Origin of the sequence: Paenibacillus sp. FSL R10-2199, from assembly GCF_038000235.1 — a bacterium.
In the GTDB taxonomy this organism is placed as follows: Bacteria; Bacillota; Bacilli; order Paenibacillales; family Paenibacillaceae; genus Paenibacillus_AQ; species Paenibacillus_AQ phytohabitans.
The window spans coordinates 41972-65229 of the sequence record NZ_JBBOBO010000002.1 but is presented as its reverse complement, the minus strand read 5'-3'; the positions used below and the strand labels follow the sequence as shown (position 1 = coordinate 65229).

The window sequence follows — 23258 nt, the reverse complement described above, 5'->3', positions numbered from 1 at the left end:
TTATGCAGCATCTTGTATATTCGGGCTGGCGATATCAAATGTCACATTAACCTGACGGGCAAACCTGTATAATTTTAAAGGTTGACCTTTAAATTGACGATTCTAAATATAGGAGGGACTATAGAGCATGAGTACGAAATACAAAGCACTGGAACTGGATAAACCGATGACTTATGAGCTGGAGGGGCTGGAAGTCGGGGTCACCTCGAACTGCAATTTCCGCTGCGATTACTGCTGCGCTTACAATAGAAATGATGGACAGAGCATTAACGGCAAGGAGGTTATCCGCATTCTGGAGGAGCTGCCTAATCTGAAGCGTGTGCGCCTCTCGGGCGGTGAGGTGACGCTGAAGTTCCAGGACTGCGTGGACATTGTGGCTTACTGCACCTCCCGCGGGATTCAGACCCAGCTGAACTCGAACGGCAGCCTGCTGAATGAAGAGCGGATCGGGCAGCTGGTGGATGCAGGACTGACTACGATACATATATCCTTCAATTTCACTACTGCCGAAGCATTCTCTGCTTACTACAATATCCACACAAGCGTTTATAACAAAATCAGAGAGAACATCACCATGTTCGCCAAAACAAATGTAAATGTTGTGCTGGAAACGCTGCTGTTCAACGAAACACAGGACAATATGCGCGAGATCAGCGATCATGTCTATTCCATGGGTGTAAGAACGCATGAGATCCAGAACAGCATTATTATGGGGCATACCGGCTGGAAAGCGATCGCGGCCCGGGAACAGCTGAAGAATGCCGTGAACGAGCTGATTGCCCGTAAACCGGCGGATACCACCCTCTATTTCACATGTATGGACCGGTTCATGGAGGCTATGGGGTTCGAGGAACAGCCGGGTGTCTACTTCCCGCACTGCATTGAGGGCATGAAGCAGCTTCACCTGCACGGCAATGGCGATATTCTGATCTCCGAGCTATGCCACCCGGTTATTATCGGCAATATTTACAGCGGTACCTCGCTGAAGGATCTGTACAGCAACATGCCTGCACCGCTCGAAAAGTATCTGGAGAAGCGGCCTTGCCCGGCGCTGGATGCGCTTTTCCCGCAAGGGGTATAGTCCGGACGCTGCAGCAGAAGAGCTTATGAGCGGAACTTATTATTGTGCATTATATCAGGCAGGATTGCAGCCCAACCGCTGTGGTCCTGCTTTTTGCTGGGAATGACTTTGAATGACAGGTATTTCTGACTTTATTTCAACTATGAATGAAAACTTTCATGTATAATCATCAGCATGAACTGTATAACAATGCAGAAACCTTCTGCTTCATTACTATAGAAATAGAGATAACACATTTGGACTGGGAGGATTTCATCATGATTTACGGGTTTTTACTATTGCTGCTGGCCTGCTGCTTCCAAGGCAGCTTCGGGCTGGGGATGAAGAAATACCAGCCGTTCTCCTGGGAAGCGTTCTGGACGATTTTCTCGCTGGTAGGGATATTAATTATTCCGGTTGTCTGGACTTGGATCGAAGTGCCCAACTTCTTCAGCTATATCCGGCAGACGCCTGCTGATGTGCTATGGACGGCTTCCTTCTGCGGTTTCCTGTGGGGCATCAGCTCGATTATGTTCGGCAAAGCGATTGATTCCATCGGTGTCTCGCTGACCTATGGTGTTAACATGGGGATATCGGCATCGCTGGGTTCGCTGATTCCGCTGTTCATCTTCGGCAATATCCCGGCGGCTGGCTCATTTACGGTACTGCTGACCGGCACAGCAATTATGCTGGCTGGCGTTGCCGTGATTACCAAGGCCGGCCTGCTCAAAGAAAAGATTATCACCGCTTCCGGCCAAGGGACAAGCTCCGGTACTAACCTGACCAAAGGCCTGATTATCGCTTCAGCTGCCGGGCTAGGCTCTGCTGCGATGAATATCGGCTTCTCCTATGCGAGTCAGGCGGCGGATATTGCCGTTGCCGATGGAACAGCCAGGATTAGCGCCAATCTTATTTCCTGGGTAATTACGCTGTCCGGCGGCTTCATCGCCAACTTCGCGTATGCCTTTATCCTGTTAATCAAGAACCGGACCTATAAGGATTATTTTGCCAAAGGTGCAGGCCCGGCCTACGGTAAGGCACTGTTAACCGCTGCGGTGTGGTTCCTGGCACTCGGTGTCTATGCCAAGGCAACCGCATTACTCGGTCCGCTAGGCTCCGTCGTGGGCTGGCTTGCCTTCAACGGATTGTCGCTGATCATCAGCAATGCGTGGGGACTTAAGGACGGAGAGTGGAAAGGGTTCGCTGCTCCCAAGAAGCTGCTGCTGTGGGGGAATATAATATTGATTCTGTCCTGGATTGTAGTGGGGATCGCCAATAGCATGGCGTAGGATATTCCGCAAATTGGCAATTTTCCACTCTTCCGGGCGGCTTGGTTCTGTTATGATTTCATTAGAGGTGTTAACCAAGACCAAGAAATCTGCAGAGAAGGAATGTGTGGCCCGCCATACATAGAGGGATACAACATGCTTAGTGCAATAAGACGCGGATTAATATCTTCCAATGTTGTGCTTGAGAAAATAATGCCGCTGCTCACACCTACAGCCATTGTGGTTGGTGTGCTTAACGAGGCGGTGCTGCTGCCGTTTACCTGGCTGGTGCCGTGGATTTTTGCTTTTATGACGCTGATCGGCAGTCTGAAATCTAATTTCCGTGACTTGCTGGCAGTGTTGGCTAAACCGCAGAAGCTCATCATCCTGCTGATTATTCTGCATATTGTGATGCCGCTGATCGGCTGGCTGGCAGCGATGGCCTTTTTCCCGGGAGATCCGTATACAGTTACAGGGTATGTGCTGCTGTTCGCCATTCCGACCGGTGTGGTCAGTGTGGTCTGGGTGTCGATGCATGGCGGGAATGTTGCTCTTACGCTGGCGCTGATCCTGATCGATACACTGCTTTCGCCGCTGGTTGTACCCGGCACGCTGTATCTGCTGATGGGGGCGAGTGTGCAGATTGAGATTGGGGAGATGATGCGGGGACTGCTCTACATGGTGGTGCTGCCGTCCGTAGCGGGGATGCTGCTCAATCAGTTCAGCAAAGGCAAGGTTACGGCAGTCTGCGGACCGCCGCTGGCGCCGTTTGTCAAAGTTGGCCTGTTCATCGTTGTGTCGATCAATGGCGCCAGCATTGCACGGTATCTGAAGCATCCGGATGGCAAGCTGGCCCTGATTATTGCCGTTACTTTCGTGACTGTCGTATTGGGTTATATCATCGGTGCTGTAGTCTCACGCAGCTTCCGCTGGGATTATGAGAATACCGTCGCCGTTCAGTTCAATTCCGGTATGCGCAATCTGAGTGCAGGTGCAGTACTGGCAGTGAAATACTTCCCGCCGGCCGTCGCCCTGCCTGTGATTTCCGGCATGCTGTTCCAGCAGATTCTGGCTGCCTGCTCCGGCATGTTCATCCGCAGCCAAGTGAAACGTCTGCACCAGGCGGAAGCCCTGACTCCAGAAGGGCCAAAGGCCACACCGGCCGAGAGCCGCATTTTGTTATAGGATATCCCGGCAATCCCGCATATTTCCCCCCATTTTGAGTGCCGCTGTCTGCGGCTGGGGAATTGCGGGTTTTTCAGGCTGAATATAAATAAAAATAGCTATATTTCACTATGATTCGACAAAATGCGATATTATTTCCGAAAATTCGTCTAGAAATATTAATTATTTCTGTGGGAAATCCGATAGTAATTGTAATAAATGTTACAGTTTTTAGCTGTTTAGGTACTAGTGGATTAGATAGAGGCGGAAGGGTGTAGAAAACTATGAAGATTCGTATGAAGCTATCGGTTATGATGATTGTCGTTACACTAATTTCTACAGCATTAATGGGGATTTTTACGTACAGCAAGTCCACTGGCACCATCATGAATCTGACTGAATCTTCTATGGCACAGGTGAACACCAACAAAGCGCAGACGATTGCGGCAATGATCGATAAAGAAAAGCGCAGCATGCAGCTCGTTGCAGGTGAAAGCGAGATCGCGGAACTGCTGCTTCAGGCCGGAAAAGGCGAACTTACTAACGGGGATGCGCTGCAGAATGAAGTGAATGTGAAGCTTCAGGGCTTAGTCAAAGATGCAGGCAACCTGGAGCACATGTTTGTGGCTGATATGAAGGGAATTGCGGTAGCTGACAGTGACACCAAGCTGGTCGGCACCGATTTCAGCGAAAGAAACTACACGAAGAATGTATTCAAGACAGGTGAAGCTGTTGTAAGTGAGACCTTGAAATCTAAATCTACCGGAGCCTACGTATTAGCCTTTGTCCATCCTGTGAAGAGCGGGGGCAAGATGATTGGTTTCGTCGCTTCGGCGGTTAATGCTAACAGTATTATTAAATATTTGGCCGATGCCAAGGTGACTAATGCGCCTTCATCTTACGCCTATCTGGTGGACGAAACCGGCAATATCCTCTACCATCCGGATGAAACGAAGATTGGTTCAGTGGTTGAGAATGAATCAATCAAAGCGGTCGTGGAGCGTGTGAAGGTGGGCGAGACCGTACCGGATGGAACGGTGCAATACACGTATGAGGGCGCTGAGAAAAAAGCGGCATTCACCGTTCTTCCGGAGACCCACTGGACCCTGGTGCTGACCGGAGATCTGGAGGAGATCATGCTGCCTGTGGACGAAATGACGAACTACATTTTATTGCTCGGACTGGGAAGTCTGCTGCTTACGCTGTTGATTGGGGTTACTGTAGCTACCCGTATCTCCTCACCGATTATCAAGCTTACCCAGCTGATTAACCGCACAGCAGAGCTGGATCTGAAGTATGACAACCAGTATGAATACCTCACCAAAAATAAAGATGAGACAGGCACCATTGCCAAGGCAATGTTCCATACCCGCGCCGTTCTGCGTGAGATGGCCGGAAGCCTGATCTCGATTTCCTCGAAAGTGCTGGATAATGCGGAGACGCTGGAGAAGCTGTCCATCGACGTCAGAGAGAATGCGCATGATAATTCAGCCACTACGGAGCAGCTGTCGGCAGGAATGGAAGAAACGGCGGCATCTACCCAGGAGATGACGGCAGCGATTCATGAGATTGAGAATAATGTCAGAATGATCTCCACCCGGGTAAAAGAAGGCTCCGGTGTATCCGGGCAAATTACGGAGCGTGCATTGGCGCTTCAGCATGATGCAGTAACTTCAACCGAGAATGCCAAACAGATCTACGGCTCGGTCCGTGGTGAGATGCAGAAAGCTATAGAGCAATCGGGAGCCATCAACGAGATCAATGTGCTGGCGGATACGATTCTCTCCATTACAAGCCAGACCAATCTGCTGGCACTTAATGCAGCGATTGAAGCTGCACGGGCGGGCGATGCCGGGCGGGGATTCGCCGTTGTGGCGGGTGAAATCCGCAAGCTGGCCGAGAAGTCGTCGGAGACTGCGGCAGGCATCCAGGGCGTCGTCAAGAATGTCTACAACTCCGTAGAGCAGATGATTGAACATTCCGAGGCCATGCTGACGTTCATTGATCAGAATGTGCTGGGCGATTATGAGCGGCTGAACGAAGTCAGCCAGCAGTATAACAGCGATGCTTCAACGATTAATGAGCTGATGAACCAGTTCGAGGAGGCAGCCGATCACCTGAACGAAACGGTGTCCAGCATCGCCATCGCCGTCAATGAAGTGGCGGCTACTGTGAATGAAGGCGCGATCGGTGTGCAGGATATCGCCGAGAAGACGGCGGATATTGTGGAGAAGACCTTCCATGAGGCCACCATGGCTGATGAGAATACGCAGAGCGCCAAGGAGATGCAGGTCCTGGTAGAGAAGTTCAAAATCTAAGCCGGTTTCAGCAGATTTTTACCCGCGCTTCATCTGATTTTAAGCTTCGGGGTATATATTAATCACATAACCCCCCTTTAATATAACTTAGACCCCGCCGGACGCTGGCGGGGTCCCTTTTTTTGCCTGGGATTCCGGCTCACCCATTCCACATTCCCAAGACTCCGCAAATGGTGAATTATGGTGTAAACTGGGTTGTAGCGTTGAATTTGGAGTGGAGGCTAGGGTAGCTGTGGGAAAAATTGAAGAATTATATCAGCATATAGGCAATAAGCTCGTAGGAATCATTCCTGATGAGTGGGACGAAATTCATCTCTATGCTGAGATATTGCCCGGTTCAAGAATAGTCTATTTTTATTACAATTCTACCCCCCGGAACGAGTTGATATTTGGTCATAATATTCCTGAAATTTATGGGGTAGATGAGCGCATTTATGACCGCCTGTGTAGTGAATTAGAAAAGTGCTTTGTTGATCTTAATGCGGAATCCAGCAAAAACAATCCTCAACAATGGACAAATTTAACTATGTATTTAAGTCAATCAGGCAAATTTAATATTAATTATAATTATGATGCTGTTTTGTATTCCCCTTCACAACAGCGTACAATTTGGGAGTATGAAATTCTAGGACTACATCCTACAGATGGCTTTCACCAGAAGTATTTAGATGAATATCTCAAAACAAAAACGAATTAATCCCCCAGAGGTGTCCTGTCAGCTATTCAATGGCTGAATGGGGCGCCTCTCCTTGTTTATCAAGGCATGGAACTTTTAGCGGGAAATCGCAGTTTCAGTATGCTATATTAAATATAATCCAAGTCAGATAATGGAAGGAGGACGCTTCATGAGAAGATTAATGCTCAGCTCTACGCAAAGTCTATGGACGACATGGCAGTGGTTGTTGTGTAGAGCTGATAGCAAGTCTCCGCTGCAACGATTCGCCGCTTAAAATGGTCTGTTCTATAGACTTTGCTGCCTTTACAAGTTAACTACTTTAAAGGAGCGGAGCTATATGAAATATGTAAATGCAGATCTGGTATTACCGCAGCAGCTGCTGCAGGAAGTACAGAAATATATGCAGGGCGGGATGCTCTACATCCCCAAGCCCGAGGGACAACGGAAACGGTGGGGGGAGAACTCAGGCGGCAGAACCTATCTGACGGCCCGGAACCAGTCCATTCGTGACCATTATGCCGGAGGCTTAAGCGTAACCGAGCTTGCCGAGCAATTTTGCCTGTCGGGTGACAGCATCAAGAAGATTGTATATGGAAGCAAGCAAATATGAGCAGCGCTCATATTGAATTGAGAGAGAAGGAGTCGAACAGGACTCTTTCTTTTTTTGTGCAAAAAATGAATTGCAGCTGTTTATTATCTATGTCCATCCGGTGAGCCGCCCATATAATTACAGACATACAATGCGGGAGGCAGGAAGATGACGGAAGATAGTTTATACAGCGGCAGTACGGGTGATTCATCGCGGGCCCTCTGGAGATCGGGCAGGAATATAGCACTCAGGGCATTGGCAGAGTATGATCTGGAATGGAACAGGATTGAGCTTATCGGGATGTCGGATAGCGTCACCTTCCGGATTGAGACAGAAGATTCCGGCAGCTTTCTGCTGCGGATTCATGGTGAGCGCTTCAGCCGGGAGGAGATCCTGTCGGAGCTGGAATGGACCCGGTATCTCAATCAGACGGCGGGCTTTGTGGTCCCGCAAGGATTGGCCAGCTCCGGCGGCGGCTATATCCTGGAGACTGGATGCGAAGAGCGGCGGCTTGCCTGGGCAACGGTGATGCACTGGGTGGAAGGGGAGCCCGTAGAGGTCAATCTGCCGGATGATCATATCTTCAGGATGGGGAACATGCTGGCCGGTATGCACGAAGCGGCCACAACGTTCGTTCCGTCTGCCGGCTTCACCCGCCCGGTATGGGGAGCAGACAGCTTCAAGCTGGAGTGGAGCAAGCTGGAGGAGCATCACGCGGTAATGGTAACGGAGGAACAATGGAAGCTCTATCAGGCTGCTGCCGCGAAAATACGGACTGATCTCGAAGCCATGCAGCCTGACGCCAGTAGCTACGGCTTGATTCACGGCGATTTGCATAGCGGAAATATAGTTTTTGACCAAGGCCAGCCGCGTGCGATCGATTTCGGCCGCTGCGGATACGGATATTTCCTCTATGATATGGCTGCCGCGCTGCTGGAGCTCTCCCCGGCACAGCGCGGTAGCCTGATCCAGGGATATAGCAGTGTCCGGGAGCTGGAACCGGATTATGAACGGAAGCTGGAATGCTTCTTCGTTATGATCATGATCGGAAATTACAGCCATCACATCTCTAATCCGGATGAAATCCCCGGTCTGCGGGAAGAACAGACGTATGCACTGGCTTACCTGAGAGAATATCTGCAGGGTGAGCGTTTTTTGTTCAGCCGCATCGAACCCTTCGTGATAGAGTGAGGGCAGCGTCCAGTTGTACTTAATAAATAGCAGAGCCCTTTGCGGTCTGTTTCTTCAACATCAGCTGTTCCCCGGTGATTATGCCGGTGGGGCAGCTTTTTTTTGATGTATTAGGAGATATCTGATCAACCGTTTTTTTGTGCAGTTTAAGTAATTATGCTGGGAAGTTATGCGATGTATTAATGAGATTCCCGCAGTGAGTTATGGAGGAAATGTGCTGTAAAAGCAATGTGTCACTGCGAGAGGAACTGAGCCCAATGTATGTGAAAAACCGAATACAATGTGTCGCAGCGAGGGTAACCGAGCCCAATGTATGCGAAAAACCGAATACAATGTGTCGCAGCGAGGGTAACCGAGCCCAATGTATGCGAAAAACCGAATACAATGTGTCGCAACGAGGGTAACCGAGCCTAATGTATGCGAAAAACCGAATACAATGTGTCGCAACGAGGGTAACCGAGCCTAATGTATGCGAAAAACCGAATACAATGTGTCGCAGCGAGGGTAACCGAGCCTAATGTATGTGAAAAACCGAATACAATGCTTCACTGTGAAAGTAACTGAGCCCAATGTATGTTAAAAACCGAATACAATGTGTCGCAGCGAGGGTAACCGAGCCCAATGTATGCGAAAAACCGAATACAATGTGTCGCAGTGAGGTAACTGAGCCCAATGTATGTGAAAAACCGAATACAATGTGTCGCAGCGAGGGTAACCGAGCCTATTGTATGTGAAAAACCGAATACAATGTGTCGCAGCGAAGGAATAGGGTGGAGGAATTGTGCCCTCAGGGCGATTTTATTCTCCGGGAGCCGCCGTTGGATTCGGACCTCTGAGCGTTGAATTCATACGTTAGACCCCGGCAGCGTGCCCGCCAATCTGTAAATATGTCCATTGATCCTAGACTGAGGACATTTTTTGCGATCCCTTGGGGCGGTAACATAAAGACATCAAAGCGCAGCCAGCTTTGAATTACCGGGTAAAAGGGGAGTACACAGATGAAACGATCCATGCAAAAAGTAACATCACTATTACTGATGGTTATGATGCTGGCAATGGTAGTAACCGCCTGCAGCGGGAACAATGCGAAGAACAACAGCGCAAACGCCGGCAACAGCGGCAAGGAGACGCAGGGAGAAGGCAGCAGCGGCGGCAAGAAGACAGAGCTTCTGTTCTGGTCACCGTTCTCCGGCTCGGATGGCCCGTTCATGAAGAAAATCGTAGATAAATACAACAGCTCCCAGGATAAATACAAAGTGAATTTCGTGATCCAGCCCAATGGTGAGTATTACAAGCAGCTGGATGTTGCGCTCAGCACCGGCAAGGAACGGCCGGACCTGATGATTATGCACGTGGATCAGGTGCCGACCTACCAGAGCAAGGATCAGCTGCAGGCTGTAGATGAGCTGGCGGCAACAGCCGGAATTAATCCTGCTGATTTTGCCGAAGCCCCGGTGAAGTACGCTACCATCGACAGCAAGCTGTACACCATTCCGCTCGATATTCATCCCGTAGTGATGTATTACAACAAGGATTTGTTTGAGAAAGCGGGAGTCACCGCACCGCCAACAAACCGTGCTGAATTCGACGCGGCAGTGGAGAAGCTGACGGATAAATCCAAGGGGATCTACGGATATGTAGTGCCTACCCTTTGGCCGCAGCAGTTCATCTTCCCCTCGCTTGTCTGGCAGAATGGCGGAGAGCTGTGGAACGGAACGGACGTAGCTTACAATTCTCCGGAAGCGGTAGAAATGGTACAGTGGCTGCGTGATATGGTCGACAAGGGCATCTCCCCGGCCAATGTGCAGCAGGATGGCGAGAATACGCTGTTCCTGCAGGGCAAGAATGCGATTCAGTTCAACGGACCCTGGATGAAATCGCAGTTTGATGAAGCCGGACTCAATTATGGCGTAGCCGTTATGCCGCAGATCGGCAAAGCAAAGCAGGCCATTTATGCAGGCTCACATGGCTTTGTAGTTCCAAAGGCTGTAACAGACAGCAACACACTGGCCGGCATCGGTGATTTCCTTAAATATGTATCTGGCAACTCACTGGACTGGGCTGAATCCGGTCAGGCGGTAGCTTCCAAAACCGTTATGGATAGTGCAGAATTCAAGGCTATGGAGTTCCAGAGTACCGTATCCCAGAGCTTCTCCTCTGTACAGTTTGCACCGAATGTGCTGAACTGGGGCACCATTGTTGAGCCGGTGTGGAGCGAGTTGAGCAATGCCATTCTCGGCAAAAAATCACCGCAGCAGGCCATGGATGATGCTGTAGCCAAATCCCGTCAGGCGATGAAATAGCGCTCATGATGAATTGGATTTTTCGGTAAGCAAAAGCGGGGAGCGCGGAATAGCTTCCCGCTTTTCTTTATACGAAGGAATGGAGGAATCTCTTTTGAAAAGCACATGGACTTCCCGCTTCACCTCATTTCTGTTCATACTGCCCTATCTTGCAGCCTTCGGATTGTTTCTGCTGTTTCCGATCCTGTACGGTGTTGTGATCAGCCTGCAGGACTTTGAGCTGCTGTCTGCCGCGCATCCCTTTGTGGGACTGCGGAATTATATAACGATTTTTACCCCGGGGACTTATGAGAACAGTATCTTCTTCCGCGGGCTGTGGACGACTTTCCAGTTTGTCCTGTACTCCGTGCCGCTGCTGATCGTTGTGGGGCTGGGGATGGCGATGCTGGTCAATGCCCTGCCGGCGAAGCTCCGGGGTTTATTCCGGACGTTCTATTTCCTGCCTTATGCCTTGTCGGCTTCGGTTATGGCCGTGATCTGGCTGATGATGTTCGATACCAATGCCGGATTCATTAACAGTCTGCTGCAAAAGCTGGGCCTGACTGGCATTCCGTGGCTGACGGCTACGCCTTGGGTATGGATTGCGCTGGTGCTCACGACGCTCTGGTGGACGATCGGGTTCAATATGATTATTTTTGTAAATGCACTCAATGAGGTGCCTGAAGATTATTACGAGGCTGCTGCTATTGACGGGGCGGGCGCCTGGAGCAGGTTCGTGTCAATTACACTGCCCTCGATCCGGCCGGTGATGCTGTTCGTGATGATTACCTCAACAATCGCGTCCTTCAACATTTATGCCCAGCCGTTTCTGCTGACGCGCGGAGGGCCGGGAGACACCACCAAGGTGCTGCTGATCAATGTGCTGGACCAGGCATTCGTGCGCAAGGATATCGGCTCAGCTTCCGCAATGGCGATTCTGATGGCGCTGCTGATCATGATGGTGTCTATCGTGCAGTTCCGTCTTACGAACCGGAAGGAGAAGGTATAAATGGGAAAAGCCAAAAAAACCGGCCTGCTGCTGCTGGCCATTCTGATTGCATTGTTCGTGCTGCTGCCGCTGGTGTGGATGCTGTCCACTGCGTTCAAAAATGACTTCGAAGCCCTCTCCGGGCGGATGAATTTCTTCCCGCAGAAGCCTACCCTTGATAATTTCGTTCAGGGGCTGAGCGGGGAGCTGATGAATACGCCGATTCTGCGCTGGATCATCAATTCCCTGTCAGTAGGGATTGTGGGCACAGCTATCGTGCTGCTAATTGATTCGATGGCGGCGTTTGCCCTGGCCCGGCTGCCGGATCTGCCGCTGCGCCGTACGCTGCTGTCCATGTTCATTGCCTCGCTGATGATTCCCAGCGTGCTGACCTTTCTGCCGATGTACATTGAGTTCAATACACTGGGGCTGATCAACACGTATCAGGCGCTGATTCTGCCGGCTACAGCCGGGGCGTTCGGCGTGTTCCTGCTGTATCAGTTCTTTGTCTCCTTCCCGAAAGAAATCGAAGAGGCTGCCCGGATCGACGGGGTGAACAAATGGGATCTGTATGCCAGGATCCTGCTGCCTTCCGCAGTGTCGATCATGATGACGTTGGGCATTTTCACTTTCATGGGGATCTATAATGACTTTGTCTGGCCGCTGTATGCAACCACTTCACCGGAGATGCGGACGATCACCGCAGGGATTGCTATGATGGCTACCGGAAGCTACACCCAGAGCTACGGCAAATTAATGGCCATGACTACCATCGCGGCGCTCCCGGTGCTGATTATCTTCATTGTCGGCCAGAAGTCGTTCGTTAAGGCGATTACGAGCTCGGGTGTGAAATAACGGGTGATAGAACAGGAGATATAAGCTGTACTTCATAAATTAACATAAAGCTCAGGCGTCACTACTGTAGATATTTGGACTTCCGTCCGCACTTAAGATTTGAACTTGAAGCATATTCGTCACTACGGTGAACATTTGGACTTCCGGCCGCTGTTGTCCCCAGATTTCTTGATTAGAACCGCTTTTTCGCGGTGGAAATCTGGTGACTGATTATGCTTCCGTAGCGAGCTTTCCTGTGGAAAGCTTTCAGGCGGTCGCTACCGCTCCTATAGTTCCAAATTCCCCATTCGTTCCTACCTGCTTTTTGTTAATTTCTATTGTACATCTTATATAAAACTGTTCCATAACCCTTGGAGGGAAGCAGATGGAAATGAAATCAGCGAAACCGCACGAGGCATGGACAGGTAAAAACTCACGTAGAATAGTCTACTCCCTTGCGGCGGTTCTGTTACTTATATTGGCGGGAGGTGCATATTTAGTGCAGCAGCACAATAATAGCAGGATAGATGAAGTCTATAACGGGCATGGCGGAACGTTTAAGAACACACTTGCCGGGATCGATACGCCTGATCCGAGCGTGATCTACAAGGATGGATATTATTACATGACCTTCACCCATAACGGAACGGATATTATGGTGATGAAGTCACGTACCCTGGATTTCCGCCAGGCCGAGCGGAGAGTGGTATGGTATCCGCCGGCGGAGACCGCCTACTCGGCGAATCTCTGGGCGCCCGAGCTCCAGTACATCCGGGGCAGCTGGTATATCTATTTTGCCGCAGATGATGGAAATAACGAGAATCACCGGATGTATGTGCTGCAGGGGGACAGCGGTGATCCGCTGGGCGATTATACCTTCAAGGGCCAAGTCACCGACGATACCAACAAGTGGGCGATCGACGGGCTGGCAATGGAAGTGGATGATGAGCTGTATTTCGTCTGGTCCGGCTGGGAGGGCGATGTCAACGCTGCGCAGAACACCTATATTGCGCCAATGAGTGATCCGCTGACAATCAGCGGTCCGAGGGTGCTGCTGAGCGAGCCGCTGCTTCCGTGGGAGCAGGCTGGAGGTCCGCCGTACATCAATGAAGGCCAGTCGGTCCTTCATCATGACGGACGCGTCTTCATTGTCTATTCCGGCGCGGGCAGCTGGACACCGCATTACAGTCTGGGCCTGCTGGCCTTGAAGCCCGGCGGCAATCCGCTGGAGGCGGCAGACTGGACCAAGACGGAGCAGCCGCTGCTGGCAATGGATGAAGCCGCCGGAGTGTACGGGCCGGGGCATAACTCGTTTACGGTGTCGCCGGATGGCAGCGAGCAGTGGATTGTCTATCACGCGACTACTGGAGCGGCGGACGGCTGGAACAACCGCAAAGCACGGGCCCAGCCGGTCAACTGGGACGATGGCGGCCAACCTGTGTTCGGGAAGCCGCTGGCGCTGAGCACGGCGCTTGAGGTTCCCGCTGGAATGGGAGTATTCCAGGCTGAGAATGCCATCCGCAGCGGGAACCGGCTGGAGTTCCCGTCTCTGCCGTCCACAGTAGATAGCGATACTCCGCTGCTGGCGCATTATGTGAATCCGGGTGGAGAACCGGCGGAGGCGGCAGTTTCAGTGAATGCTGGAACGCCGTCAAAGCTTCAGCTGCCGCCTACCGGGGGAGGCCAAACCGGATACGCCTATCTGAGCATACCGTTCACAGCCGGGATGAATACAGTAGCCTTTGGGCTGCCGGAGGGAAGCGCAGTTGAACTGAAGGCTATTGAAATTCCGCGTTATGAAGGTGAAGCCCAGACGCTGGAGGGGAATGCTGATGCGGAGGATAACCCGTATGCCTCGGGCGGGGCAGCGGCAACCCTCAGCGGAAGTGATGCGGCGCTGCGTTTCAGCAACATCCGTCTACCGGGAAGCGGGACTTACACTGTCTCCGTAGCTGTCCTTAACGCTTCACCGGATGCGAAGCTGGAGGTAGGGGTGAACGGGGATTCTACGATCGTATTGACCCCGGAATCTCAGGGACGAAACCGGGTATCCTTCATTGAACTGGAGCTGGAATTACAGGGCGGTGCGAATGAAATTATTCTTTTTGACAGACAAGGCAGCTTCGGTATAGATTATATGGATATATGGCAGAAGAGTGAATAAGCCGGGTAGATTCATAGATTGCATGCTTGACGGGGGCTTAATCATATGAGAGATACGGGACGCTTTAGCGGACACAAACGGAACAAACTGATTGCGCTTTCAATTCTGCTGCTGGCTATGCTTCTGGTGCTGGTGATGGGCGGCTGCGGTACAGACGGGGCAGAGGAATCCCCACAGTCTGCCGCTGAGCCGGTAACTCTGGAGTATTGGACTCCATTCAGCGGCGGAGATAACATTTTCATGACCGAACTTGTGCAGCAATTCAACCGGGAGCACGGGGATATCCGGATCGATCAGATCAATTCCCGGCTTGATGATTATTATTCGCGGCTGCGTACGGCAATTCTGTCCGGTAATGCACCGGATCTGGCGATTATCCATGCTACCAATCTGCCGCAATTCGTACAGAACGGTTATATTGAGCCGCTTGACGGACTCGCTGCGGATACCGGGCTGGACTGGGGCCAGTTCAATACTAGAATCGCTGAGTCCACGGTCTACGGCGGTGCCCATTATGCTGTACCCCTGGATACGCATACGTTAGTGCTCTATTACAATAAGAAGTTTTTAAAAGAAGCAGGGCTGCTGGATGCCGGGGACAAACCGCTGATCGTCAAAGGAGAGCAGGGATTTACGGAGTTCCTGCAGCAGTTGAAGGCAGAGTTACCGCCAGGTGTGGCTCCGCTGGCTCTGCCCAGCACACGTATTGATTCCGTGTGGCTGTGGTGGAGCCTGTACAATCAGATGCAGGGCGGTGGTGTCTTTTACAATCCGGAAGGTACGCAGGCTGTCTTTAACAACACGGAATCGCTTCAGGCACTGGAGTTCGTGAACAGCCTGTATCAGCAGGAGCTGATTCCGCCGGATATTAATGATGCGTTCAAGCTGTTCTATGACGGGGAGGCCGCTATGCTGATTACGGGTGTGTGGGGAACCGGCGCTTTTGAGCAGGATGAGAACCTGGAGCTGGGCGTGGTGCCGGTTCCGGTCATCTACGACCATCCGGCGGTCTGGGGAGATTCGCATACGCTGGCTATTCCGGCCAATAGTGAGATGAGTGCGGAGAAGCGTAATGCTGCTATGATTTTTACCCGCTGGGCGGTGGAGCATGGAGTGATGTGGGCGGAAGCAGGGCATGTGCCGAGTTCCCGGAAGGTCGTGGAGAGCGAAGCTTATGCTGCACTGAAGTTCCGCAGTGATTATGCCAATACCGCCAACTCCGTAGCCTACTGGCCGAGAAATGTGAAGCAGTGGAGTATTAATGAAGAGATTATCCGGCAATTCGAGAAAATGATCTACAAGGAGCAAAGCCCGGAGCAGGCTCTGCAAAATGCGGTGGACAGCATTAACCTTCAGCTGAAGAAATGACTGTAAGGGGATCAAAGGGGAGAATGCGGTTGAAATCATTTCGCGGCTGGTTCAGGAATCTGGCGCTCGCGCGCAAGCTTATTCTTATCAATGTGGTATTCATTGTGCTGCCGCTGGGGCTGACGGGCTATTTCGCCTTCGCACGCTTCACCGAAACAACGGAGCGCAAGGTTGGCGATTATCAGCTTCAGACGCTGAAGCAGCTTACCCTGAATATCGACACCTATATGAATGAGCTGAACCGGCTGACCGTGATGCCCTATCAGTATCCCAAGGTTACCGAATATCTTGCAACCAAGCGTGCTCCTGGCGAACCTCTGACACTGGATGAGATCAGCGGACTGAACAGCTTCGTCACTCAGGTGTTTTTGAACGGCCGGGTAGATATTCTGGGTGTCTCATTATACGGCACCGGCGGTGCCTCTTATGTGGTCATGCCGGAGAGCCAGTATGTGACGACCTATAAGCTCGATGAAAATGTCAGCTGGCTGAACAAGTTCAAGGGTCACTACGGGCAGCCCGTGTATGTTGCTACACATGACTTAAGCTCAAGCGGCGGAAATGTGTATCAGGCGTTCTCCATTGTGCGGGAGCTGCGCAGCTTCGATGACGGGGTGACCCTCGGGTACATCGTCATTGATGTGGACCCCAAGTTCATCAGTGAGATTCTGTCCAAAGTAAAGCTGGACGCCAAGGAGCTGCTGTACATTACGGATGATTCCGGCAAACTGGTCATCGGTAAGGATCATGGGCTGCCACAGGCAGCGCCTTCCCTGTCTCCGGATAATGCCAGTGAAGGGGTAAGACATGTGAAGTCAGAGGGGGTAGGGCTGCTGATGGCCCACGTAACTTCTGAAGTGACCGGCTGGACCACGGTGGGCATTGTACCGGTCTCCAGTCTGATGAAAGATACCGAGGTTCTGCGCACCTACATTATTCTTATTGGCATCATCTGTGTAGGCCTGGCCCTGCTCCTGTATGTGTTCATCGCCTACCGGATCACCCAGCCTCTGCGCAAGCTGAGCCGGCTGATGCGCAGTGTCGAGCGGGGAGACCTCAGCAGGGCTTTTCCGGTGAGCGGTACGGACGAGGTAGGAATGCTGGGCCATTCATTTAACGGCATGCTTGCCAAGCTCAGCGAGCTGGGGTATCTGCTCTATGAGACAGAGATCCGGGAGAAGGATGCGCAGATTGCCGCGCTGCAGAGCAAGATTAATCCGCATTTTCTGTACAACACACTGGGTTCCATCAGCATGTACGCCGAGCTAGAGGGAAGTCCGGAGATTATTACAATGTCCAACAATCTAAGCAAGCTGCTGCGCTACAGCCTCAGCGGACGCAAGGAGCATGTGACGCTTCAGGATGAGCTGGACCATGTCGGCGGATATATGGCAATCCAGCAGATGCGCTATGAAGAACGCATTCACTTCACGATGACCATCGAACCTTCGCTGCTGGATTGTGAGGTCATTCCGCTGATGATCCAGCCGCTGGTGGAGAATGCAATTAATCATGCACTGGACAAAGGTGTTGGCCGGGGCCGCATATCGCTGACTGCAGACAGCAGCGATCAGGTGCTTAGAATCGCCGTTGAAGATGACGGCATCGGCATGAATGCGGAAGCGCTTGAGGCGCTCCGGCTGCATCTGCGGAATACGCAGGAGCTGGGAGGACGCTCAGGCAACGGTCTGCTGAATGTTCACCGCCGGATTGTGCTGCATTATGGCGATGAATATGGTCTTTCGCTGGAGAGTATGCCTTATCAGGGTTTCAAGGCAGTGCTCAAGCTGCCGGTTATTACCCATCAGGGCAGAGCAAGGGAGGATGACGGAGTTGCCTAAAATACTGATTGTTGACGATGAATCTGTCTTCCGCAAAGGTCTGCGCAAAATGATCACCAGCCTGGAGGGGAACTGGGAGGTGGTCGGTGAAGCCACTGACGGCTATGATGCGCTTGACAAGCTGGCCGAGCTGTCGCCTGAAGTGCTGCTCACTGATATTCGAATGCCGCGTATGGACGGAATCCAGCTGCAGCAGATGGCGGGAGGACGTTTCAAGGATCTGATGACCGTCGTGGTCAGCGGCTATGACGAGTTCGCTTATGTGCAGCAGTCAATGCGCCAGGGAGCGAAGGATTATCTGATGAAGCCGGTCGAACGCCAGGAGCTGGGGCGTGTGCTGGAGAGATTGGGGCGGGAACTGGCCGAGCGCAAGGCGCTTCCGGCGCGTAAGGAAGAACTGTGGCAGGTCCAGCCTGTGCTGAAGCGGCATGTGGCCGGTCATCTGATCGAGAGTCTGCTGAAGGGCAAAACAGAAGACAGCGACCTGCAGCTGCTGCGGGAGATGGGTTTTGCCTTCGGGCATCCCTACTTCATCTGCATGGTGATCAAGCTGGATAAGCATTCGGTGGAGAAGGAGCGTTATCAGCGGGGCGACGCCTCCCTGTTCCTCCTGTATATCCAGCAGGTAGTCCAGGAAATGATTGACCGCCATGCTACAGGCATAAGCTTCGTGCTATCGGATACCGAGGTCGTGGCTTTGCTGAATATAGCTGAGCCGCAGCATTCCTTATCGGCACCGGGAGCTCTAGGCGACCTGATCCGCAGACAGATACGCTCTTTGTCCAACCTGACGGTAACCATCGGGGTCAGTAATCCGGCGGAAGGACTGCCGGGTATTCCGAAAGCTTATAATGAAGCCGGAATTGCCCTCTTATACCGGTTAATCGAAGGCGGTGACAAGCTGCTCGATTATGCCCAAATGACAGAGCGCCCCCATTCCGGAAGCGGACCCTTGAAATGGTCATGGGAGATGCTGGAGAAGTCGATTACCGGGGGCAGAGTGGCCAGCATCGGCCCGATTGTTGAACATATGATTGAAGAGCTGTGCAGTATGGCAGAATCGCCGGAGAGCATTCATCAGCAAATCTGCAAGCTGCTGCTGTACTACTACGAATTATCCGAAGAGCTTAATGTTACCGAATCCTGGTTGGGGTCAAAGGATATCCGCAAGGTGCTGTTCGATGTGTGCAGCCTGTCTTCGCGGCAGGAGCTGGCCGAGAAATGCCGCGGATTGCTGCTTACCCTGACGGGTTGTATTGCGAAGTCCAGAGAGGTGAAGGATCTCGATCCGGTTGCCGCCGCCCAGCGCTACATTTCGCAGCATTATGATCATCCGCTAAGCCTTAAGGAAGTGGCGGACGAGGTGTATTTGAACCCGGCATATTTCAGCAATCTGTTCAAGCAGAGGACCGGCGTTACTTTTATCGAGTTCCTGACACATATCCGGATAGAAGAAGCCCGCAAGAAGCTGGCCTTCACAGGTGAGAAAATCAGCAGGGTCGCTGAGGAGACAGGTTTTGGCAATGTGCGACACTTCAACCGGGTGTTCAAGAACTGCTGCGGTATCTCGCCCAAAGAATACAGGGACAGCATACGCAAGGCACAGGCGGCTTCTATGGATGGCCGGGAGTGACAGTAAGGACTAATAAGGGTTGCAGCAGCAAGGCCGGATGGCAATGAAATTTAATCACACGGGAAACTGGAGGATGAAATAATGACAAATCAGCAACGTGCGGAATATCCGCGTCCGCAATTTGTACGCGACAATTGGGTGAATTTGAACGGGGAGTGGGAGTTTGCTTTTGACGATGACAATGTAGGCAGCCGGGAACAGTGGCATCTGGGAAATAAACCGTTGGCTCAGCGGATACAGCTTCCATTTGCTTTTCAGAGCAGCCTGAGCGGGATCGGCGATCCCGGATTTCATGATATCGTCTGGTACCGGCGGGAGCTGGAGATTCCGGAGGCTTTTGCAGGTAAGGAGATTCTGCTGCATTTCGGTGCTGTCGATTATGAGGCCTCCGTCTGGGTCAACGGAATACTGGTGGCGAAGCATGAGGGCGGGCATACGCCGTTCCATGCCGGGATCAGCGCCGCACTCGCGCCTGTGGGTCAGCCTAACATTCTGGTGGTCAAAGCTGTGGATTACAGCAAGGACGTAACTTTGCCCCGGGGCAAGCAATACTGGAAAAGCGATTCAGCCAGCATTTTCTATACCCGGACAACGGGGATCTGGCAGACGGTGTGGATGGAGGCGGTATCCTCCGTCTATCTCGGCAAGGTGAAGCTGACGCCGGATATTGACCGCAAGAGCATTGAAATCCGCTCCTTCATTAAAGGTGCGCTAACCAGTAATGGAGAGCTGAACAGTGATTCCCTGAAACTTCAGGTGGAGATCACGTTTGAAGGCCAGCCGATTTCAAGTGATATGTACTCTGTGCGCAACCCGGAAGAGTCCCGGAGCATTACCCTCAGTGATTTCAATGACCATGGGCACGGGCACTGGTGGTCGCCGGAGCAGCCGAATCTCTATGATGTCACTTTTACCCTGCTGGATGGCGGGAAGGTGCTGGATCTGGTAACCAGTTATTTCGGTATGCGCAAAATCTCGGTCGAAAGCGGCAGACTCTGCCTCAACAACCGCCCTTATTTCATGAAGCTGGTGCTGGATCAGGGGTATTTTCCGGACGGCAACCTGACACCGCCCAGCGATGAGGCGATCCGCCGGGATGTCGAGCTGACCAAGGAGATGGGCTTCAACGGTGCGCGCAAGCACCAGAAGCTGGAGGACCCGCGTTACCTGTACTGGTGTGACAAGCTGGGTCTGCTCGTCTGGGGCGAAGCGGCCAATGCCTATGAATACTCGGAAGAGTATGTCCGCCGCTTCACCCAGGAATGGCAGGAGAGCATCGAACGGGATTACAACCATCCTTCCATTGTAGTCTGGGTTCCGCTCAACGAGAGCTGGGGCGTACCGAACATCGCCGCCGACAAACAGCAGCAGCAGCATGCCCAGGCGATGTACCATTTGACCAAGTCGCTGGACGGGATGCGGCCGGTTGTCTCCAATGACGGCTGGGAGCTGGTCGCCACAGACCTGTTCAACATCCACGATTACGAGTGGCGGCGCGAGGTGCTTGAGCAGCGCTATTCCTCCGTGGAGCTGGCCGTCAGCGGCCTGCCGGGTAACCGCAAGTTGGCGGTAGAAGGCTTCCCGTATGCGGACCAGCCGATTCTCATCACAGAATTCGGCGGTGTCGCCTACAAAAAAAGCGACTGGGACGGCTGGGGCTACTCCGGCGCAGAGAACGACGAAGACTTCGCCGCGCGTCTGCGGGCGGTGATACAGCCGCTGCTGTTGTCCGGGGTGGTGCAGGGCTACTGCTACACCCAGCTTACGGATGTGGAACAGGAGATAAACGGCCTGCTGACGTATGACCGCGTACCGAAGCTGCCGCTGGAGCTGATCCGGGCGATTAATGAGGGGAAATAGGCGTAGGAATAGTTAGGCGAAGCTCATGCTGTTAAGTCCAGGCTATAGAAAAGCTGCCTTCCGGTACGGAAATCGTACGGAGGCAGCTTTTTAACTTTTTTAGCACGGAGCTATGAGAAATCCTGCACTAAATACAACAATCGGTGCTTTTTAAATCCCGTTTTAGGGAATTGTTGTACGAAATACAACAATCGGCGCCCGGGATGCGCCAATCTGAAGATAATCTTGCAAAAAGTACAACAATTTGTGAACGCAGCCGCCAACTGAGCGGAAATCCTGCAAAAAGTACAACATTTTTCGGCTCAGCGCAACCGGTTGACTGAAATCTTGCACAAATTACAACAATAAGCAGTCCCAGAGGTCAAGCAAGCTGATAGCAATCCTGCAAAACGTACAACTATCAGCCGTCGGCATCTGTATTCAGATACTGGTGAGGGGAGCGTATGCAAACTTGTCTGTCTGACAGTGACTTTGGACCTGGAGCAGACTCAACAAGCTTTACCCGGCAATCAACTGAGCCGCCTCCCCCACCGTAACCAATCTCTCGCTCCCCAGCGTCATATCCTTGAGCCGCAGCTTGCCCTCAGCCGCTTCACTCTCACCAACCATAATGACATACCGGATGCCCTTGGCACTCGCTGCGGCCAGCGTTTTTTTGAGCTTGCGCGTGCCGGTGTCTACGCCCGTGCGGATGCCGGAGGCCCGCAGCGCAGCGGCGGCAACCAGAGCCTCCGGCAGATATCCGCCGATCGGAATGATCAGGACCCCGGAACGTTCCGCCGTATCTGCCGGGCGTTCGCCCAGCAGGGCCATGATCGACTCCATCCCGAACGAGATGCCGACCGTAGGGTACTCTATATTATCACGCCCGACGAGCTTTCCGATGATCGCATCATATCTGCCTCCGCCCCCAAGGCTTGAGGTATAGCTGCCGGATGCGTCGAAGATTTCATAGACGGTTCCGGTATAGAAGGAGAGGCCGCGTGAGAGAAAGGGATCGAAGACGCAAACGGCGCCAAGCCCAATCGCATCAATCAGTTGCTGCAGCGCGAGTACTTCAAGCGCGCCGGGCTGGCCTTCAAGCTTATACTTCTCCACCAGCTGCCCGAACCCCGGGTTATCCAGCTCCAGCAGCTCCGAAATCAGCCGAACCGTGTCCGCAGTCAGCTGCTTGTCCGTCAGCTCTGCCAGCACCCCGCCGCTGCCGATCTTGGCCAGCTTGTCGAGGGTCAGCATCACGGACAGCTGCTCCTCCGCCGGAACGCCGACCGCGCCCAGAATCTCGCCCAGGAACCGGCGGTTGTTCCACATCAGAACCACCGGAATATCCAGTCTGCGGAAGACCTCCGCTGCCAGCTGCATTAGCTCCGCTTCAGCCTGCGGGCCGGCAATGCCGACGACGTCCGCGTCACATTGCAGGAATTCGCGCAGGCGGCCTTTTTTGACCGGCCCATCGCGGAACACCTTGCCGATCTCATAACGCCGGTATGGGAACTCGATTCCCGGATTCATGGCAATCACCTTGGCAAAAGGGATCGTCAGATCGTAACGCAGCCCCAGTCTGCGCCCGCCCTGATCAGCCAGCTGATACATTTCGCGGAGAATCTCATCGCCCCCGGCGTATTTGGAGGTCAGCAGCTCCAGCTCGTTCAGCAGCGTGGTATCCATCGACTCGAAGCCGTACAGCTCGAACAGCTCCTGGAGTGTGGTCCGGACATTCTGGCGGATGGCCTGTTCCCGGCCGAAATAATCATAAGTTCCTTTAATATTTTGCATCATTAGCAGCTCCCTTGTTATTGAATTCCGGTAAAATAAAAAACGCGCCGGACCCCGTGGTCCCGCGCGCTTCGATATGCCGCAGGGAGGTCAAACGCGAAATGCGTTAGCCCTCCCTGAATGAATTCAGGTGTGTGCTAACGCTGCTTGTGATGATGAAGTTGATTCGGTATGATGGACAGGCAGTTCATGTGAATCAATTCCCTTCAGCTTTTAATTACTGCACATTATAGCGGATCAGGGACA

16 protein-coding genes are annotated in these 23258 nt (G+C 52.4%); 15 read left to right on the top strand and 1 reads right to left on the bottom strand.

Features of this window, described 5'->3' with window-relative positions:
* The first annotated feature begins 127 nt into the window (after positions 1–127).
* From NYE33_RS28535 to NYE33_RS28465, 15 genes are all read left to right on the top strand, one after another.
* Positions 128–1081: a radical SAM protein gene (locus tag NYE33_RS28535; protein WP_039303158.1), complete on the top strand. Its 954-nt coding sequence runs from the start codon at positions 128–130 to the stop codon at positions 1079–1081.
* 146 nt (positions 1082–1227) lie between these two features.
* Positions 1228–2349, top strand: coding sequence for an L-rhamnose/proton symporter RhaT (locus NYE33_RS28530; protein WP_340946937.1), 1122 nt, complete (start codon positions 1228–1230; stop codon positions 2347–2349).
* Positions 2350–2526: 177 nt separating this feature from the next.
* Positions 2527–3513, top strand: a complete 987-nt coding sequence (locus tag NYE33_RS28525; RefSeq protein ID WP_083705535.1) for a bile acid:sodium symporter — start codon at positions 2527–2529, stop codon at positions 3511–3513.
* A gap of 263 nt (positions 3514–3776) precedes the next feature.
* On the top strand, positions 3777–5810 hold the full coding sequence (locus tag NYE33_RS28520) for a methyl-accepting chemotaxis protein (protein WP_336103295.1): 2034 nt from the start codon (positions 3777–3779) through the stop codon (positions 5808–5810).
* Between the two features lie 232 nt (positions 5811–6042).
* Positions 6043–6507, top strand: coding sequence for an immunity protein YezG family protein (locus NYE33_RS28515; RefSeq protein WP_336103294.1), 465 nt, complete (start codon positions 6043–6045; stop codon positions 6505–6507).
* A gap of 316 nt (positions 6508–6823) precedes the next feature.
* Positions 6824–7096 carry a CD3324 family protein gene (locus NYE33_RS28510; RefSeq protein WP_042135602.1) on the top strand — a complete coding sequence of 91 codons (273 nt, stop codon included), beginning with the start codon at positions 6824–6826 and terminating at the stop codon, positions 7094–7096.
* Between the two features lie 147 nt (positions 7097–7243).
* Positions 7244–8266, top strand: a complete 1023-nt coding sequence (locus NYE33_RS28505) for a phosphotransferase enzyme family protein (protein WP_042135604.1) — start codon at positions 7244–7246, stop codon at positions 8264–8266.
* Between the two features lie 998 nt (positions 8267–9264).
* Positions 9265–10569, top strand: a complete 1305-nt coding sequence (locus NYE33_RS28500) for an ABC transporter substrate-binding protein (protein WP_340946928.1) — start codon at positions 9265–9267, stop codon at positions 10567–10569.
* A 94-nt stretch (positions 10570–10663) separates the two neighbouring features.
* Entirely contained in the window at positions 10664–11557 is an 894-nt protein-coding gene (locus tag NYE33_RS28495; protein WP_231575329.1) for a carbohydrate ABC transporter permease, read from the top strand.
* Positions 11558–12391: a carbohydrate ABC transporter permease gene (locus tag NYE33_RS28490; RefSeq protein ID WP_042135609.1), complete on the top strand. Its 834-nt coding sequence runs from the start codon at positions 11558–11560 to the stop codon at positions 12389–12391.
* Between the two features lie 478 nt (positions 12392–12869).
* Positions 12870–14534, top strand: coding sequence for a family 43 glycosylhydrolase (locus NYE33_RS28485; RefSeq protein WP_336102207.1), 1665 nt, complete (start codon positions 12870–12872; stop codon positions 14532–14534).
* A 45-nt stretch (positions 14535–14579) separates the two neighbouring features.
* Positions 14580–15902: an ABC transporter substrate-binding protein gene (locus NYE33_RS28480; protein ID WP_336102208.1), complete on the top strand. Its 1323-nt coding sequence runs from the start codon at positions 14580–14582 to the stop codon at positions 15900–15902.
* A gap of 29 nt (positions 15903–15931) precedes the next feature.
* Complete coding sequence (locus NYE33_RS28475; RefSeq protein ID WP_336102209.1) at positions 15932–17743, top strand: cache domain-containing sensor histidine kinase; 1812 nt, start codon at positions 15932–15934, stop codon at positions 17741–17743.
* A complete protein-coding gene (locus NYE33_RS28470; RefSeq protein ID WP_336102210.1) occupies positions 17736–19376 on the top strand; it encodes a response regulator in 1641 nt (546 codons plus the stop codon). The genes NYE33_RS28475 and NYE33_RS28470 overlap by 8 nt, the downstream gene beginning before the upstream one ends.
* An 81-nt stretch (positions 19377–19457) precedes the next feature.
* Positions 19458–21236, top strand: coding sequence for a glycoside hydrolase family 2 protein (locus NYE33_RS28465; protein ID WP_336102211.1), 1779 nt, complete (start codon positions 19458–19460; stop codon positions 21234–21236).
* Positions 21237–21734: 498 nt separating this feature from the next.
* Here NYE33_RS28465 and NYE33_RS28460 read toward each other — a convergent pair whose 3' ends face one another.
* Positions 21735–23015 (bottom strand): histidine--tRNA ligase, encoded by a 1281-nt coding sequence (locus tag NYE33_RS28460; RefSeq protein ID WP_336102212.1) that lies wholly within the window; start codon positions 23013–23015, stop codon positions 21735–21737.
* Positions 23016–23258 lie beyond the last annotated feature (243 nt).